This is a genomic window from Acidiluteibacter sp. (genome assembly GCF_055129545.1).
In genome coordinates this window covers 1-18,317 of the sequence record NZ_JBSRUB010000021.1, presented here as the reverse complement: position 1 = coordinate 18,317, position 18,317 = coordinate 1, and the positions used below count along the sequence as shown (strand labels likewise).

The window sequence follows — 18,317 nt, the reverse complement described above, 5'->3', positions numbered from 1 at the left end:
CATTTTCATCCATTTTAAGCCAATTGAGCACAAAAGTGACGCTATAGAATTATTCTTCGTTCATCTTCAAATCAATATCAAAAATTCTATATTTACAAAACAGCTAAGTTCGTTTTGAGACGAACTGACGTTATTTCCCCATTTTCCATTATATTAATGAACACAATGGACCAGTAACACAACAAAATTTAGCGGATAATTTTTCCATAGATAAAAGTGCAATCACCCGGGTAGTTGATTACTTTTTTGTCAATGATTTATTATCCAAAGAGCGCTGCAGAACCGATAAAAGGAAAAGTTATCTCATACTCACTGCTAAAGGAAAGCGGGAAATCGAAAAGTTAGACGAAATTTATGAAACCCTTAATGCTAAAAGCTTAAATGGAATTTCAACTCAAGAAATTGAAACCTTCCAACACGTATTGTCCCAAATAAAAGAGAACCTAGAACGAATTGAATTATAAACATCTTTATGAAAAATTATACCCTTTATTCCATAATTCTGATAGCAGCGCTGCTGTCAAGCTGTAGTTCGGAAAACGAAACCAAAACAGCCGCAGCATCGACCGGTCCAAAATCAACTATTGACATTTCTGTGGCCAAAGCGATTCCCTTCTCTAATGAGATGACAGTCTCGGGAACCATTTTACCGAACGAATCAGTGCAGTTAATTACAGAAGCTTCAGGAATTGTGGTGACAATTCAATTTGAAGAATCTAAAACTGTTAAAAAAGGGCAAGTCCTACTAACATTAGATCATGATGATTTAAAAGCTGAATTAGGCTTGTTGGAGACCCAACTAATATTTGCGAGTAAGAATCAAAAAAGAGCGCAACAAATCTATGATGAGAAAGGCATCAGCGAGCAGGAATTAGATAACATTACACTTCAAAATCAAGAGTTAGAAGCTAGAAAACAAATTCTTCTAGCAGAAATTGCGAAACACAAAATAGTTGCTCCATTTTCAGGAAACATTGGTTTACGAAACATCAGCGAGGGCAGTTACGTTGGTGCAAATTCAATCATCACGACTTTAGTAGATCCGACTTTCCTAAAAGTTGAGTTTTCAATTAGTGAAGAATATGCGAATACGGTTCATATTGGTGACAGTATTCAATTTAATATTCCGGGCAATGCTGCTTCAAAGACAGCCGTAATTTATGCTAAAGAATCGAGTATAAATGCCGCCAATAGAAGTCTACTTTTTAGAGCTAAACTCAAAAATGACGGCAATGCGATTCTTTCTGGTTCCTTCTCTAAAGTAAAAGTGAAAGTACAAAACTTTGAAAATGCGGTATTCATTCCCAATCAGGCGATAGTGCCCGAATTACATGGAAAAAAAGTATTTGTTTACAAAAATGGGGTAGTTAATGAAGTAAAAATTGAATCAGGAATTAGAAAAGCCAACTTTACCCACATAACGGAAGGATTGAAAGATGGAGACACCATTGTGGTGGCCGGCTTGCTTCAAATAAGAGATGGAGTTCCAGCTACTGTTCGTGAAGTTAAAACTTTTGAAACCAATTTCTAAAACCCACTACAGATTATGAGCTTATCATCCATAAGTATTAAAAGACCCGTTTTAAGTACGGTATTTAGTATTATTATCTTGCTGTTTGGGTTAATTGGTTTCAATTACTTAGGTGTAAGAGAGTACCCAAGTGTTGATCCACCCATCATTACTGTTTCTACCAACTATGTAGGTGCAAATGCTGATGTAATTGAAACGCAAATCACAGAACCACTTGAAGAATCAATTAACGGAATTGCAGGAATACGCACACTTTCTTCTGTCAGTAGAGATGGTCGGAGTACAATCACCGTAGAGTTTGACCTCGATGTAGATTTGGACAATGCTGCAAATGATGTTCGCGATAAAGTTTCCAAAGCAGTTCGAGACATACCTGAAGACGCTGATCCACCCATTGTTTCTAAAGCAGATGCGGATTCAGATCCCATTATCTTCTTGAATATTCAGTCTGAAGAAAGAGATCTTTTGGAATTGACTGAAATTGCTGAAGTCACCTTTAAAGAGCGTTTACAAACAATTCCAGGTGTCAGTGAAATTAGAATTTGGGGAGAAAAGAAGTATGCCATGCGTTTGTGGTTAGACCCACAAAAATTGAGTGCTTATAAATTGAGCCCTGTTGATGTTAAAACAGCATTGGAAGCTCAAAACATTGAATTGCCATCTGGAAGTATTGAAGGGGATAACATTGAATTAAGTGTTCGAACACTCGGTCGATTGACTACTGAAGATGATTTCAATAATATGGTCATCAAAGAAATTGATGGAAGCTTGATTCGATTCAGAGATGTAGGACGAGCTATTTTGGGTCCAGAAAACGAGCGAACCAGCCTAAAAAGAGATGGCATACCTATGGTCGGTAATGCCATTATTCCATTGCCGAATTCCAATCACATTGAAATAGCCGATGAATTTTACAAACGGTTGGAACAAATCAAAAAAGACCTACCTGCAGATATTCAGACAGGTATTGGGTTTGATACGACTGAATACATTCGAGATTCCATCAACGAAGTAGAACAAACAATTTACCTCGCTTTTGCATTAGTAATTGTTGTTATCTTCATCTTCCTACGAGATTGGCGAACGACCATAATACCGGTCATTGTAATTCCTATTTCATTGGTCGGCGCATTTTTTGTCATGTACATTTCAGGCTTCTCCATTAATGTGTTAACCTTATTGGGGATTGTGTTGGCCATTGGTCTGGTGGTGGATGATGCCATTGTGGTGTTGGAAAATATCTATTCGAAAATAGAGGCTGGGATGCCAGCTAAAAAAGCAGCTTATGAAGGATCTCAAGAAATCTTCTTTGCAGTAATTGCGACTACATTAGCATTGGCTTCTGTATTTATGCCAGTTATATTTTTAGAAGGGGTCACTGGTCGTCTGTTTCGTGAGTTTGGAGTGGTCATCGCAGGAGCAGTGATTATTTCTAGCTTTATTGCATTAACATTGACTCCAATGTTGTCATCTAAGCTGCTAAAGAAAGAGAAAAAGAAGAGTAATTTCTACTTAAAAACTGAAGCGATTTTTAATCGCCTAACAAAAGGCTACAAAAATACCTTAGAAGCTTTTCTAAAAGTAAGGTGGATGGCATTCGTCTTTGTTGGAATCTCCTTTTTAGGGATTTGGTGGGTTGGATCTCAATTAAACTCTGAGTTAGCACCATTAGAAGATCGTGGAAATCTGCGTGTATTCTCCACTGCTCCAGAAGGATCTACTTTTGAATACATGACGGAATATACCAATGGTGTTGTTGAAACAATCATAGAAAGTTTTCCTGAAAGAAATGGAATTATCAGTGTGACATCTCCAGGTTTTGGAGCATCATCATCTACCAATTCTGCTTTTGTGAGGTTGAGATTGAAAAATGCCTCTGAACGCGAAAAAAGTCAGCAACAAGTAGCAGATGAATTGACCGCCATTTTAAAAACAATGCCAGGTGCTCGAAATTATGTTTCTCAGGAACAAACCATTGGAGGAAGAAGAAGCGGACTACCCGTGCAGTTTGTGATCCAGGCCCAGTCGCTTGATAAATTGAAAGAGGTACTGCCTTCATTCCTGCAAAAGTCGAATGAAAGTGCTGTTTTTAGTGTTTCTGATTTGAACCTTAAATTCAATAAACCGGAGCTTAATATTTCGATTAATCGAGAAAAGGCACAACTACTAGGCGTTTCAGTTTATGACATTGCTCAAACTTTGCAATTGGCATTAAGCGGTCAGCGTTTCGATTATTTCATCATGAATGGGAAACAATACCAAGTGATCGGACAATTGGATCGAGAATACAGAAATGAGCCAAGCGATTTAACTGAAATATATGTCAAAAGCTCTAAAGGCCAAATGATTCAGCTGAACAACTTAGTAGAAAAAACAGAAGAAAGTACTCCTCCGCAGTTATTTAGATACAACAGATATGTTTCGGCTACTGTTTCTGCTGGTTTAGCGGAAGGCTATTCTCTAGGTCAAGGTATTGATGAGATGAAGGTTATCGCCAATGAAGTATTGGACGATTCATTCACCACCTCTCTTTCAGGAACTTCTAAAGAATTTGAAGAGAGCTCATCCAGTACTTCCTTTGCTTTTATTTTAGCACTTGTGTTGATCTATTTAGTATTGGCGGCACAATTCGAAAGCTTCAAAGATCCATTAACCATTATGATTACAGTTCCTTTAGCACTATTGGGAGCTGTGCTATCGTTGTGGTTCTTTGGTGAAACATTAAATATTTTTAGCCAAATTGGGATCATTATGCTGATTGGGTTGGTGACCAAAAATGGAATTCTAATTGTTGAATTTGCCAATCAACGAAAGGAAGCAGACTTGTCGGTACTAGACGCAATATTAGATGCCTCTGCTGCGCGTTTTAGACCCATCCTTATGACTTCATTGTCTACTATTCTAGGAACGCTTCCTATCGCTTTAGCTATAGGTTCCGGATCTGAAAGTAGAGTGTCCATGGGTATTGCAGTGGTCGGTGGCTTGATCTTTTCTACCGTTCTGACCTTGTATATCATTCCGGCAATTTATTCTTACATCTCTACTCCTACTGAAAAACTTGAAAAAAATACTGAAGATGCGATTTACTAAACCAACCATATCATTATTATTGCTTGTTTTTATTTGCCTTTCGGGAGATATCAATGCACAAGAAACATTGAGTCTGGACCAAGCTATATCGCTTGGACTAGAAAATAACTATTCCGTTAAACTGTCCGAATTGGAGCTGTCAAAAGCCAAAGAGGTGAATAGTATTGGAGAAGCAGGTTTCTTGCCAACATTGGATGCTACTGGCAGTTACAGTGAAAGCAATCAAAATGCAAATCAGACTTTTGCAGATGGCTCTTCCATTAACCGAAACAATGCAAAGTCAACCAATTTGAATACAGCATTAACCGCCAACTGGGAAATTTTTGATGGAACGAAAATGTTCATTTCTAAAAATAAGTTAGAGGAATTAGAGCGATCCGCAGACCTCAGCTTAAAAGTCGCAGTAGAGAATACACTTTCGGGTATTTTGTTAACCTATTATCAGCTGTCCTTAGAGGAAAAGCGATTGAAAGTTTATCAAGAAATAACCACTATTTCTCAAGAACGAGTGAAATTAGCTGAAAGCAAAAACAAAATTGGAAGCATCTCAGGAATTGAATTAACCAAAGCTCAAGTGGATTACAATGGAGATCAGTCGGCATTGATTCAGCAGCAGCAAACCATCAACGAATTGAGAACACAACTGAATGTCTACCTGGGACGTTCTGCTGAAATCAATTTTACAACGACTGATACAGCTTCATTAAATTCCAACTTAGTCTATGACGATTTGAAAAGTAAACTGTTTAACAATTCATCGTTAAACATAGTGGATTTAAACATCAAAGTAGCTCAATACGAAAATAAAGCAGTTTTTGCTGATAGATTGCCTTCCGTAAAGCTTAACGCAGCTTATAACTACACAGAATCCACTTCTGAAGCAGGATTTGTGCAGGCCAACCAAAACCAAGGAATCACTTATGGAGTATCTGCTAGTATTCCCATCTTTAATGGTTTTGATTTGAAGCGTAAAAGTCAATTGTCAAAAATTACAATAGACCAACGTAAAATAGAATATGATCAATTGAAGAATAGCTTATTGGGCCAATTTTTGAATGCTTATCAGTTGTATACCAACAATATCAAACAAATTGATTTTGAAAAGAAAAGTAAAGATCTAGCCAAGAGTAACCTCAATATTTCATTAAAAAACTATGACATTGGTGGTATTTCTTCTTTCGATTTAAGAGACATTCAGATTGCCTATGCGAATGCAGAGAATCGCTATATCGAAGCAGTATTTAATGCGAAGTCTGCAGAGATTGAATTGCTAAGAATCACTGATCAGTTGATTGAAGTGAAATAGGGATTTAAGATTAGTTTTTTAGTTGTCCTAGGTTTCGACCAACGCTCAACCTGATAAATCAAAAAAGCATACAAGTAGCGATTAATTCCTTAAAAGTCAGAAAACTACTAATCAACATTCTTCCCAGAGGTAACATTCGCTAGCAATATCTTTTCATATTAATATTGAACTGTATTCAATGTCCTAATCTTTGTCATTCAGAATACTTCGACTGCCGCTTAGCACAGGTATTTTTGAGTGTACCTTAAGCTGTATCGAAATGAAGGAGACAAAGGGCAAGTTATCAGCATTAATACGCTATAACTTTTCTTCATTGACTTGAAATTCAAAATACCACCGCATCTAAAAACAAAAAGCCCTTTGCTTATCATGAGCAAAGGGCTTTTGAATGTATTATTAAGGATGAGTCTAGTGGATAATCACTTTCTTCATTACTCTACCATTCTCACCTTGAATAGCGATAAAGTAAATTCCTTTTTCTTGTTGACCCAAGTCAATTGAATTCATTGGTTTGAAAACATTCGTTGTGAATACTTCTTTTCCTGTAATGTCCATCACAGTTATTTGAGTATAGGTAGCTGAAGTTTCTATTGTAAATGCTCCTTTAGTTGGGTTAGGGAAGATATTCACTGAGTTGTTGCTCAATGCTACCTTATTTAATCCAACAGAGAAAGCAACCACAGCTGAATCAATGAACGTACAGTTATTTGCATCAGTAATAGTTACTATGTAAGTCCCTGCAGTCAATCCAGTGATGTCTTCAGTAGTAGCAGCATTGCTCCATACAAATGTATAAGGAGAAGTTCCACCAATTACAGTAATGTCGACTGAACCATCATTCGTTGCTGAAGTTTCGTCCACGATAACTGAAGTAAATGAAATTGCGGCTGGTTCAGTAATCACTGCGCTATCTACTACTGTTGCTGAAACAGCGTCAGTAATGGTTACAGTATACGTTCCTGCGGCAACACCCGTAATAGAAGCAGTAGTTGCAGAGTTACTCCAAGCAAAAGTAAATGGAGCAGTTCCACCAGTTGCAGATACAGAAGCACCACCATTGGCAAATCCATTACAAGTAACATTAGAGTCAACCACAACAGTTGCTACTATTGGTTGAATACACGGAGCACCAACACCTGGGTTGGCATAAACTTGGAATCCATTAATGATTTGACCTGCTACTGCAGATGTTGCAGCAAACCAGTTTGAACCTAAGTTATTATCAGAAGTTGAGTCACACAATACGATAGAAGAACCACCACCGTCAGGTTGTCCTGCTCCAGAACCAGATGGCCATGGTGCAACATCTTTAAAATCTACTGAATCAACAGTTCTTCCAAAATTATCAACGATAGTAATGTCTTCACCTCCGTTGCTTAAACCACCTGAAGTCCAAACAAAATCAGCATTAAAACCAAATCTATTTCTAAAAGCAGATGAATCAAATGCTCCTACAAAATACTGTCCTGCAGCGATTGTAGTTGTTGCAGGGAAGGTATGCGTAACACCTTCTACAAAACTATATCCTGTTAAGTCTACAGCAGTCGATCCGGCGTTTACGAACTCGATAAATTCAGTTGTATCTGTTCCTGATTCTGGACTATTGTAATTAATCTCAGTGATGATCAAGTTTGCTATCGCTCCTGCTGGTTGGCCTACCACAAAAGAATCCACTTTTGTACATAAGTTAGCATCAGTAACTGTTAAGAAATATTTAGCAGCAGACAAACTAGAAGCAGTTGCAGTTGTAGCAGCATTGCTCCATAAATAAGTATAAGGAGTTGTTCCACCTGTTACAGTTGCAGCTACAGACCCATCAGATCCACCAAAAGTAGTAGCATTAGTTATCGATCCTGTGATTGCAATAGCAGTTGGCTCAGTCACTGTATAAGATGATGTAGCAGTGGCAGTGTTTGCATCAGTTACCGTTACATTATACACACCTGCAACTAATCCTGAAACATTTGAAGTGGTTGCAGCATTACTCCACAAGAAAGTATATGGAGAAACCCCACCAGAGATGGTCAAAGCAACAGCTCCATTTGCACCACCATTACAACTTACATTGGTAATTACATCAGTAATTACAATAGTTGTAGGTTGAGTTACACTATATGTATTTGAAGATGAACAAGCATTTGCATCAGTCACAGTTACTGTATAAGATCCTGCACCAATAGCTGAAAGATCTTGAGTTGTTGCAGCGTTACTCCACAAGTATGTGTAAGGAGTTGTACCACCAGAAACAGTGATGTCAATTGCTCCATCAGTCAATCCATTTGCAGATGCATTAGTGATTGCATCAGTTACCACAATCGCTGTAGGTTCTGTAATCGTCACACTATCATTTAAACTTGTGCTCAATGCATCAGTAACGGTTACGTAATATTTTCCTGCAGCAACACCTGTAATAGATGCAGTAGCTGCAGAATTAGACCAAGCATAAGTAAATGGTGCCAAACCTCCAGTAACATTTACTGTTGCTCCACCATTCAATGCAGCATTACAAGTTACGTTTGAATCTACTACCATAGCAATAGACATTGTTGCAGCACACAAACCTTTCGCACCAGGATTAGCCAAAACTTGGAATCCATTTACAATCTTACCAGGAACTGGAGAAATAGCTGCACTCCAATTAGAGCCTAAACTATTGTCTGCAAGTGAATCACATAATATAATTGAAGCACCTCCCGCATCTGGATTTCCAGCTGATGAACCAGAAGGCCATGGTGAACTATCATCATAATCTACAGAATCAACAGTTCTACCAAAATCATCTTTTAATACGATTAATTCTCCACCGTTAGATAGACCACCTGAATTCCAAATAAAATCAGCATTTATACCGAATGTATTTCTAAATCCTGATGAATCATTTGCAATAACGAGATAATCTCCTGCAGAAATAGAACCCCCAGTGAAGGTATGTGTAACTCCTGAAGTGAAAATATATCCATTTAAGTTAACTGTAGTATTTCCAACATTCTGAATTTCGATAAACTCTGTAGAATCTACTCCAGATTCAGGACCATTGTAATTAATCTCCGTTATTATCAAATTAGCTAAAGCTCCTGCCGGTTGAGTTACCGTGTAGCTTGCATTTGATACACAAGAATTAGCATCTGTTGCAGTTACTGAATAAGTTCCTGCAGTCAAACCAGACAAGTCTTCAGTGGTTGCAGCGTTACTCCATAGATAAGTATAAGGTGATGTACCACCTGAAACAGTGATATCAATTGCTCCATCAGATAACCCATTTGCAGAAACTGCAGTAATTGCATCTGTAATTGCTATTGCAGTAGGCTCAGTAATCGTTGCACTAGCAGTACTTGTAACACTATTCGCATCAGTTACTGTTACGGTATAAGCTCCAGCAACTAATCCTGAAAGATCTTCAGTCGTTGCGGCATTGCTCCAAGTGAAAGTATATGGAGTGACTCCACCAGAAACGGTCAAATTAATGGAACCATTTGCTCCACCATTACAAGAAACATTGGCTTGAGCTGTTATAGAAGTAACCAATGCAGCCGGCTCTGTCACTAAATGACTAGAAGTAGCTGTACAGGCATTTGCATCAGTTATTGTATTTGTATAGTTTCCTGCAATTAATCCAGCAAGATCTTCAGTTGTAGCTCCATTGCTCCAAGCGTACAAATAAGGAGAAACTCCTCCTGAAACAGAAACGTCAACAGCTCCATTACTTCCACCGTTCACTGAAACATTTGTCACTACACCTGAAGCTGCTATTGCTGTAGGCTCAGTAATTGTATAACTACTTGTAGCAGTTGCGCTATTCGCATCTGAAACAGTGATCGTATAAGCTCCTGCAGCTACTGCAGAAAGGTCTTCAGTTGTAGCAGCATTGCTCCACATAAAAGTATATGGAGTTGTTCCACCTGAAATGGATAAATCAATGGCTCCGTTAGACGCACCATTACACAATACATTAGTTTGAGATGTTGTGGCAATAACGATTGAGGTTGGTTGGGTAACGATTGATGAATTTGAATTCGTACAGCCATTGTTATCTGAAACAGTAACCACATAGGTTCCTGAAGTCAAACCTACTAAATCTCTAGTCGTTGCAGCCGTGCTCCACAGATAAGTATATGGAGAAGTCCCATTTGATATGGTAAGAGCAATTGCTCCATCACTGCCTCCATTTACAGAAACATTAGTAATTGCATCAGCAATTCCAATCGCTGCAGGCTCTGTTAATAAGTACGAAACCGTATCTGAACAAGTTGAATTATCTGTTACGGTAACTGTATATCTTCCTGCACCTACATTCAAGTTCGTAGAAATAGCTGCTGCATTACTCCAAGCATAAGAATAACCACCTGAACCGCCAGAAGCACTTGCTACTAAAATTCCATCCGTATTCCCATTACAAGAAATAGAGCTTAGCTCTGAAATAGAAGGAACGATTCCAGATGGCTCTGTTATAGTAGTTGAAGTATTAATGGTAGCTAACCCCGCATCAGTAACTGTCACATTATATATACCAGCAGCCAATCCCGAAACATCTTCTGTTGTTGCAGCATTACTCCACAAATAAGTATAAGGAGCAGTTCCGCCTGTTGCGGTCAAATCAATTGCTCCGTCATTGGCTCCATTACAAGAAATGTTTGTTCCTGACAAAGAAGCAGCAAGAGGTGCTGCTGCAATTGCACAAGTAGAAGTATGTGCTCCTAAAGAATCTGTCATATCTTGAGGAAATACTAACCATTCAGAAGATGCGCCAGTTGTCCAGTTAGTCTGTCCTTGTTCTATTGAAGGATCTCTCACCAAAGTGTGATCTTGAGTAGTGCCAGAAACTGAATTCGTCCCTGTAACTGACCAGTTTACTCTTACACCAATCTCTCCAATAATATCAATATTAGTTGTAGTTGAAACCTTATAAAGCGCTACAGCATCATCACCATTAGGACTGTTCCCATTGATTGAAGCACTTGAATTTGATGTAATCCCAGTTAATGCAGAACTACTATTTGAAATAATATAAACTCCATAAGCATCAATAGAATCCGTAGTAGCAAATGATGTTGTACCGCTGACAGTAGCAGACCCGTTGCTATAAACTCTAACTTCATAATTGTCAAGACCTATTTTAGAACTTGTCGGATTGTAGATTTCAATCGCTTTATTATTACTACTTCCTTCCAAGTATTCCGAAAAGAAGAGATCGGTGCACTGTGCTTTTAACTGGTTAGTGAATAACGCACCAGCAATGACCAGTGCTGAGAGTAGAATTTTTTTCATAATTATTTATTTTAATTCGTAATTTCTATTTTAATGGAAAGGCAAAAGTATTACCTCACATTAGATTGTATATTAACTCTATATTATGATTGACTTTAATTAATTTAAGCCTAAAGCCTCAACTCCTTGATCAAAATAGATGTCAACTGGAATTCCAACATCATTCAGCTTTTGCAGATCAGCCTTCAATTGATCGTCTATTCCTCCTTTAGTTTCTAACAATTTTACCACACCTTCGTAATCTCCATCACCTTGAAGCTTCAAAATAATTGCTGACAATTCATTCATTGCAACGGTCATTTTATCAAAATCCACTGAGTATGTTTTATCCTCATTAAATACAAAAGCACCTTTTTCTTTAAAGAAATTAAATCGAACCATATTCGCTTGTCCATGTGCTGAAGCAGCTCCAAATCGAACTGATCTGAAAATACTGGCCATAAACGTTACGTAATTGTCCATCAATTCTCCATCAGTGTATACTTTCTTTCCATGCAATTGGTGAATCATGTATAATCCTAAAATATCTGCTTTCCCTTCTTCCAAAGCCGAATACTTTTCTTTCAATGCTTCTCTTACTGTTTGCTTTCCATCGATGGTATTCTTCACACCCAATCCATGCGCCACTTCATGAAACATCGTATTGGCAAAAAACGCATCAAACGTGATGTTTTTCCGCTGAGATTCATGAATTAAAACTTCAGAAATAGGCAATAAAATTTGATCGAATTTAGCACGCATTGCATTCTTCAATTGAGAACGTCTTGTTCCTACACTTTTTTGAATGGCTTCATCATTTGGTAAATTCACTGCAATGGTTTTACTTCCGCCATTGCAATCACCTGCATAATAAACCACATCATAAGCATTTAACTGCGCATCCGTTCCAGGTTTCTCTGCTTTGTAGGTAGCATCCACCGGAAGGTTCTCTTGTAATTCTTGCAAGTAAGTCACGTACTTGACCAATTTAGCACTCCAAACTTTATCTTTCACTAAAACATACGCTTCGTGAGTGGCTTTGTATCCGTATAAACGATCCTCATAATTTTCGATCGGGCCTACAATCAAATCCAAAGTATTGTTTTGCATGTTTAACCAAGCAATATCCGACTCATCGTATTTATCAGTTCTTAAGGCCTCCGCTCTCAAAGTCAAATACTTTTTTAGTTCTTTGTCTTCCGTCAATTTTGCGGCTTTGTCCAATACATCAGCAGCCATCAATTGCTCTTTAAAAAATTTATGGTAAGGTATAGTCACTAAATTATTTGAAGAATCTCTTCTCACCATTGTGTATAAACTTGTTTTATCAGCAGCTGTCATCGCTTCAAAATCTGCTTTAGTAATATCAGCCGGATAAAAGTTAGCTCCAAGTGGTTTTTCCCCTACTCCTTCAACGAACGATTTAAAGTTATTCAATCGATCCCAAGGTCCGTAATTCAATTGGTAAAACAATTGTTGATCTGCTGTTAAAGCACTCCTATCAATCGTTATACTTTCAGGAATCGACTCTTTCCAGAAAATTTGATCCATTAATTTTGCCGCCTCTATTAAAAGCGGGATCACTTGTTTTTCGTTTTCAGTTAACTGAGACATATCGGTCGTCAAGGAAACTTTGGCATAAATCTCTGGGCGAGCCTTTACCACATCAGAAAGTGTATCTTCTACAACTTCTTCTTGTTTCTCTTTGTTTTCGTTTTCTGGAGTTCCGCAAGATGCTTGAACAGCAACAACTGAGGCAATGGCTAAGTAAAATGAAATCTTTCTCATGATCAATTCTGTAACTAACTGGTTAAGAGAACAAATTTAGCTATTATAATTTAATCTGCTCTTTTCTCCGTTAATCCTTCAAATTTACACTCAACTCCCTTATTAGGCGGAACTAAATAAAGGATAAGGGTACATAAGATTGCTAAAATAATTAAACAGTTTACCACTCGAATATGATTTGTTGATCTTTTCATATCACTTATTTTAACCAATTACGTAATGTCTATGGGTTTTGGATTTATACACAGAATAACCGAAGGGTTTAATTCCTAGATAGAATATTGCAGAAATGCTTTAATGCAGATAAATCATCTAATTTTGCAATGGTCTTAAATCATTTTTACCAAATTTGCAGGCTATGGGAAATCAAGAAGAGGAGAAAAAGAAAAAACACATTGCTATTTTAGGGTCAACTGGTTCCATTGGCACCCAAGCGTTGGATGTGATAAAAAGTCATTCGGATAAATTTGTGGTGGAAGTATTGACAAGTAATACCAATGCTGAACTACTGATCCAACAAGCCATAGAATTTAAGCCCAATGCGGTGGTCATTTGCGATGAGAGCAAATATAAAATGGTTTCTGATGCATTATGGGAGCACAACATTAAAACTTATGCTGGATCAGCAGCTTTGGAGCAAGTTGTAGAAATGGAAGAAATCGACATTGTGCTGACTGCTTTGGTCGGTTATGCCGGATTGAAACCCACCTTAAAAGCCATTGAAGCGAAAAAAGCAATCGCTTTAGCCAACAAAGAAACCCTAGTAGTAGCAGGAGATCTTGTGACTGAATTAGCTGCGAAGTATCGTGTTCCTTTATTGCCAGTAGATTCAGAACACTCTGCCATTTTCCAATGCTTGGCAGGAGAATTTCACAATCCAATAGAAAAAATATACCTCACTGCATCTGGTGGTCCTTTTAGAGGCTGGAGTGCCGAAAAATTAGCAACAGTTACTCGAGCGCAAGCCTTGAAACACCCAAACTGGGAAATGGGTGCCAAAATCACCATCGACTCAGCGACCCTAATGAACAAAGGTTTAGAGGTAATCGAAGCCAAATGGTTGTTCCAATTGGCGCCCGAACAAATTGATGTGATTGTTCATCCTCAATCCATCATTCACAGCATTGTTCAATTTACGGATGGCAGCATGAAAGCACAAATGGGGTTACCCGATATGAAATTACCGATTCAATATGCATTGGCTTATCCTGAACGAATTTCTTCTGATTTTCCTCGTTTCAACTTTTTAGATTACCATCAACTGACTTTTGAGAAAGCAGACACGGATACTTTCCTAAACCTCAACTTGGCTTACGAGGCCATGAAGCGTGGTGGAAATGCAGCGTGTATTATTAATGCAGCAAACGAAATCACGAACCGAGCATTTTTAGAAGAGAAAATTGGCTTTTTAGAAATTGCAGAGATCAATGCCAATTGTTTAGAGAAAGCTACTTTTATTGCCAAACCAACACTTGAAGACTACGTGAATAGCAACGAAGAAAGTCGTCGAATTGCCACAAATTTAGTCGGGTAAACACTAGCGTTTAATCAAATTTAACACTGATTTGAACCTAGCTTGGTAGAAAAGTGTTGATTATGCTTAATTTCGCGTTTGATTTATATAAAAATGGAAGCACTTATACAAGCTGCACAGCTTATTCTTAGCCTATCAATCCTAGTAATTCTTCACGAACTAGGACACTTTATACCAGCCAAAATATTCAAAACTAGAGTAGAGAAATTCTATTTATTCTTTGATCCATGGTTTTCTTTATTCAAATTTAAAAAAGGCGATACCGAATATGGTGTGGGTTGGTTGCCTCTTGGTGGATATGTAAAAATATCAGGAATGATCGATGAGTCCATGGACAAAGAGCAAATGAAGGAAGAGCCTAAACCGTGGGAATTCCGTTCGAAACCAGCATGGCAACGACTGATTATTATGTTAGGAGGGGTAATTGTCAATGTAATTCTTGGAATTGTAATTTATACCGGAATATTATTTACTTGGGGAAACGAATACATTCCAACTGATGGCTTAACTTATGGCGTTTATGCAGATACTACAGCTGTGGAAATGGGCCTAAAGAGTGGCGATAAAATTATAGCAGTTGATGGTGAAAAAGTAAATAAATTCAGTGATATTCAAATGAATATTGTGATCAACAATGCCAAAACTGTTTCCATTGAAAGAGAAGGTAAAAAGGAAGAAATTACTTTACCTGATGGCACCATTTCTAAGTTGATTAAAAATCAGAAAAGCTTTATTGAACCAGCAATTATTGCAGAAGTCAATGAAATTGTTCCAAACTCTCCAGCTGATTCTGCAGGATTAATAATAGGTGATCGAATTATTGCCATTAACGATACGCTTACTCCCTATTTTCAGGATGTAGTTAAATTTCTAAAAGCGCATCCTTCTAGTCGTGTGGATATCGTATTAATCAGAAATGGAGTAACACAAAAAGTATCAGCAAAAGTGGGCAAAAACGGGACTTTAGGCTTTGCCATCACTCCTATTGATGAACAAATTACTTTCTCTACTGAAGAATATACCTTATTGGAGTCGGTTCCAGCAGGAATCAACAAAGCGTATGATTCATTTGACAATTACATTAAGCAAATGAAATTGGTTTTTGAACCCGAAACTGAGGCATATAAGTCGTTAGGCGGGTTTATCAGCATTGGAAAAGCATTTTCTCCTGAATGGGATTGGCAGCGTTTCTGGAGCTTTACCGCCTTTTTATCAATCATTTTAGCCATCATGAATATTTTGCCTATCCCAGCGTTGGATGGTGGACATGTTCTCTTCTTATTGGTTGAAATTATTAGTGGTAAAAAACCGTCGGATAAATTCTTAGAGAATGCTCAAGTTGTTGGATTTGTAATTCTATTGGCGCTAATGGTGTTGGCCAATGGAAACGACATTATGAGACTCTTCCAGTAAGAGAAGCTTGTTAACATACCGTTGTTTTTAAGATCTCTATTCAAGGAAGGATTTCGTTTTATTGTGTGCTACTTTTGCAATGAATAAAATCCCCTTTATGAAAAAACTGAGTTTACTTCTATCCATTGCTTTTACCTCCATAGCTGTCCATTCTCAAAGTGGAACTATGCAATACAGTGGCGGAAAGTCAAGCGATAAAGCAGCTGTTCTTATCGTTCCTTTTGAGCCCTTTATGTACATTTCAGAAATCGACCGACAAGTAGGTTTAGAAAATAACCTAGACGGAAAAGAGGTGAAAAGTGCTTTTGCGAAAGCGCTAGATTTATACTTCTACCAGAAATTTAATGAGCAATACCAAGTGCTTTCTTTTTATTTCATGGAAGATGATGTGGAGCAGGACCTCACGTATATTTATACCTCAAGAAAGTTAAAATATGAGGCAGTTCCAGAAGAAGAAGCCTCTAAAGGCGAAGAAAAACTGAAAGGATTCCAATCGAAATTATCAAAATCCTTTAAAAAAGAAGAAGATGAATCGGCTTATGGCGGACAAATTGTAACCAAACGAGAAGAAGAAAATAAATTCATGAACGCCAACATTTCAGATAAAAAAGTGTTGGATAGTTTGAACAGGCGCTACAATGCGTCCTTGTATTTATTAATCAATCAACTAGAATTTAGGAATTTGTATGGCGATTTTACTGATATGGAAGGGAATACCTATGAGCGAATTGCTAAAGTACACTATACCCTATTTTCAAAAAGAGGAACAGTGGTTTCCAAGGGATTGGCAACAACCCCATTTCCGGCTTCAAATAATAACATTGAATCCATCACCTCCACATATTTCCCTATTTTAGCAGAACAAATCTTTAAGGCGGTCAATATGGACATTACCTCAACAAAGAACTAACTCGACACATCAATGCAAATAATCGGACCATATACTGCGATCATAGGAATAAGTTTAGTCATTATTCTATCGTATTTTTTTAATATTATTTCTCAAAAAACCAACATTCCTAGTGTGTTGCTTTTAATTGTTTTGGGAATATTAGCCAAGCAAGGAATGAATGTTATTGGGCTAAAAGTGCCCGAAGGACAATTGTTTAACATCCTTGAATTACTCGGAATCGTTGGATTAATTATGATTGTGCTAGAAGCTGCCTTAGACCTAGAATTGACAAAAGAAAAGTGGCCCACCATCTGGAAGTCCTTCTCCGTTGCCTTGATTTCATTGCTGGGTTCTACTTTCGTTTTGGCATACATCATCAACTATTTTTTAATTGACGATGTGTTTACATGTATCCTTTATGCTGTTCCATTATCGGTAATGAGCAGCGCTATTATTATTCCTAGTGTTGGTGGATTGAGTTCTGGAAAAAAGGAATTCATGGTGTACGAAGGAACTTTTTCGGATATCTTGGGAATTATGCTGTTCTACTTCCTAACGGGAAATGCAGAAACGGAAAGTACCCAATTGATTATTTTTGATGTGGTAAGCAACATTGCCATTACAGTTGGACTGTCATTAATTATCAGCTATTTATTGGTATTGATTTTCCAAAAATTGAACTCTCAAGTAAAGTTGTTCTTACTGATTGCAGTATTGTTAATGCTGTATTCTGTAGGTAAACTATTCCATCTTTCTTCACTGATTATCATATTGGTATTTGGGTTGGTACTGAATAATTATAAGATCTTCTTCCGAGGATTTATGAAGAAGTGGATCAATAAAAATTCCTTGAAAAAAGTCTCTCACGAATTCCATTTAGTAACGATAGAAAGTGCATTTGTAGTTCGTACGTTCTTCTTTGTGCTATTCGGTATCACCATTACCTTACAATCGTTGCTCAATGTGAAAGTGGCCATTATTAGTGGACTGATTTTACTTGGATTGTATGTAATTCGATTTATCGTTTTGAAAGTTTTTGTGCAAAGAGACATTCTCCCTCAACTGTTTTTAGCACCCCGTGGACTGATTACTATTCTTTTGTTCTTCGCCATTCCAGATGAATATCAAGTGGAGAATTTTGATTCGGGAATTCTATTGTACACCATTATTATCAGTTGTATTATAATGGCAGTATCGTTGGTGGCTAGTGGCAAAAAAGTAGAGCCAGTTGAAGACATGTCGTTTATATATGGCCCAAAATCCATGAATGAAGCTGAAACAATGCCGATTGTAGAACAGAATTCTGAAGATAAAGAGGATTTGATTGGTGAGAAGTAAATTGAACTTTTTGTTCTTTTGGCTTCCCGCCTTTTGAACAGGGACGGGCAGGGTCCAAAATGAACCAAAAGTTCAAGGCTTTGACCAATTCACTTCAATTTATCTCCTACAGCCTAAGACATTCGTCGGATCTCCTCAATTCTTCGGAGCTAGACGAATTTACTAAGGCTCTACTTCGAAA

Annotated in this window: 11 protein-coding genes; 8 read left to right on the top strand and 3 right to left on the bottom strand. The window is 37.6% G+C overall.

Annotation, left to right across the window (positions count from 1 at the left end):
* The first annotated feature begins 140 nt into the window (after window positions 1-140).
* Genes ACTB0X_RS10700 through ACTB0X_RS10685 form a run of 4 tightly spaced genes read left to right on the top strand, consistent with a single transcriptional unit; the run spans window position 141 to window position 5,927 of the window.
* The gene (locus tag ACTB0X_RS10700) at window positions 141-464 is read left to right on the top strand and encodes a MarR family winged helix-turn-helix transcriptional regulator (RefSeq protein ID WP_463025012.1); all 324 of its coding nucleotides are present in this window, start codon (window positions 141-143) and stop codon (window positions 462-464) included.
* Window positions 465-472: 8 nt separating this feature from the next.
* Window positions 473-1,531: an efflux RND transporter periplasmic adaptor subunit gene (locus ACTB0X_RS10695; RefSeq protein ID WP_463025011.1), complete on the top strand. Its 1,059-nt coding sequence runs from the start codon at window positions 473-475 to the stop codon at window positions 1,529-1,531.
* Between the two features lie 15 nt (window positions 1,532-1,546).
* A complete protein-coding gene (locus ACTB0X_RS10690) occupies window positions 1,547-4,621 on the top strand; it encodes an efflux RND transporter permease subunit (RefSeq protein ID WP_463025010.1) in 3,075 nt (1,024 codons plus the stop codon).
* On the top strand, window positions 4,608-5,927 hold the full coding sequence (locus tag ACTB0X_RS10685) for a TolC family protein (protein ID WP_463025009.1): 1,320 nt from the start codon (window positions 4,608-4,610) through the stop codon (window positions 5,925-5,927). Before ACTB0X_RS10690 ends, ACTB0X_RS10685 begins: the two co-directional genes overlap by 14 nt.
* A 408-nt stretch (window positions 5,928-6,335) precedes the next feature.
* Here the strand turns inward: ACTB0X_RS10685 and ACTB0X_RS10680 are convergent, their stop codons facing one another.
* The 3 genes from ACTB0X_RS10680 to ACTB0X_RS10670 form a co-directional block, all read right to left on the bottom strand.
* Complete coding sequence (locus tag ACTB0X_RS10680; protein ID WP_463025008.1) at window positions 6,336-11,192, bottom strand: beta strand repeat-containing protein; 4,857 nt, start codon at window positions 11,190-11,192, stop codon at window positions 6,336-6,338.
* 99 nt (window positions 11,193-11,291) lie between these two features.
* Complete coding sequence (locus tag ACTB0X_RS10675) at window positions 11,292-12,959, bottom strand: dipeptidyl-peptidase 3 family protein (protein ID WP_463025007.1); 1,668 nt, start codon at window positions 12,957-12,959, stop codon at window positions 11,292-11,294.
* Window positions 12,960-13,009: 50 nt separating this feature from the next.
* On the bottom strand, window positions 13,010-13,153 hold the full coding sequence (locus ACTB0X_RS10670) for a hypothetical protein (RefSeq protein ID WP_463025006.1): 144 nt from the start codon (window positions 13,151-13,153) through the stop codon (window positions 13,010-13,012).
* Window positions 13,154-13,317: 164 nt separating this feature from the next.
* Between ACTB0X_RS10670 and ACTB0X_RS10665 the strand changes: the two genes are divergently transcribed.
* The 4 genes from ACTB0X_RS10665 (at window position 13,318) to ACTB0X_RS10650 (ending at window position 18,136) form a co-directional block, all read left to right on the top strand.
* Window positions 13,318-14,493: a 1-deoxy-D-xylulose-5-phosphate reductoisomerase gene (locus ACTB0X_RS10665; RefSeq protein ID WP_463025005.1), complete on the top strand. Its 1,176-nt coding sequence runs from the start codon at window positions 13,318-13,320 to the stop codon at window positions 14,491-14,493.
* Between the two features lie 93 nt (window positions 14,494-14,586).
* A complete protein-coding gene (rseP, locus tag ACTB0X_RS10660; protein WP_463025004.1) occupies window positions 14,587-15,906 on the top strand; it encodes an RIP metalloprotease RseP in 1,320 nt (439 codons plus the stop codon).
* A gap of 97 nt (window positions 15,907-16,003) precedes the next feature.
* Window positions 16,004-16,816, top strand: coding sequence for a hypothetical protein (locus ACTB0X_RS10655; protein ID WP_463025003.1), 813 nt, complete (start codon window positions 16,004-16,006; stop codon window positions 16,814-16,816).
* A gap of 12 nt (window positions 16,817-16,828) precedes the next feature.
* Window positions 16,829-18,136: a cation:proton antiporter domain-containing protein gene (locus tag ACTB0X_RS10650; protein WP_463025002.1), complete on the top strand. Its 1,308-nt coding sequence runs from the start codon at window positions 16,829-16,831 to the stop codon at window positions 18,134-18,136.
* Window positions 18,137-18,317: the final 181 nt, after the last annotated feature.

What these genes read in the sequence shown, in the direction of transcription:
- ACTB0X_RS10650 (WP_463025002.1), top strand. Translation starts at nt 16,829, where the DNA reads ATGCAAATAATCGGACCATATACTGCGATCATAGGAATAAGTTTAGTC.
- ACTB0X_RS10655 (WP_463025003.1), top strand. Translation starts at nt 16,004, where the DNA reads ATGAAAAAACTGAGTTTACTTCTATCCATTGCTTTTACCTCCATAGCT.
- ACTB0X_RS10695 (WP_463025011.1), top strand. Translation starts at nt 473, where the DNA reads ATGAAAAATTATACCCTTTATTCCATAATTCTGATAGCAGCGCTGCTG.
- ACTB0X_RS10685 (WP_463025009.1), top strand. Translation starts at nt 4,608, where the DNA reads ATGCGATTTACTAAACCAACCATATCATTATTATTGCTTGTTTTTATT.
- ACTB0X_RS10665 (WP_463025005.1), top strand. Translation starts at nt 13,318, where the DNA reads ATGGGAAATCAAGAAGAGGAGAAAAAGAAAAAACACATTGCTATTTTA.
- ACTB0X_RS10670 (WP_463025006.1), bottom strand. Translation starts at nt 13,153, where the DNA reads ATGAAAAGATCAACAAATCATATTCGAGTGGTAAACTGTTTAATTATT.
- rseP (WP_463025004.1), top strand. Translation starts at nt 14,587, where the DNA reads ATGGAAGCACTTATACAAGCTGCACAGCTTATTCTTAGCCTATCAATC.
- ACTB0X_RS10690 (WP_463025010.1), top strand. Translation starts at nt 1,547, where the DNA reads ATGAGCTTATCATCCATAAGTATTAAAAGACCCGTTTTAAGTACGGTA.
- ACTB0X_RS10675 (WP_463025007.1), bottom strand. Translation starts at nt 12,959, where the DNA reads ATGAGAAAGATTTCATTTTACTTAGCCATTGCCTCAGTTGTTGCTGTT.
- ACTB0X_RS10680 (WP_463025008.1), bottom strand. Translation starts at nt 11,192, where the DNA reads ATGAAAAAAATTCTACTCTCAGCACTGGTCATTGCTGGTGCGTTATTC.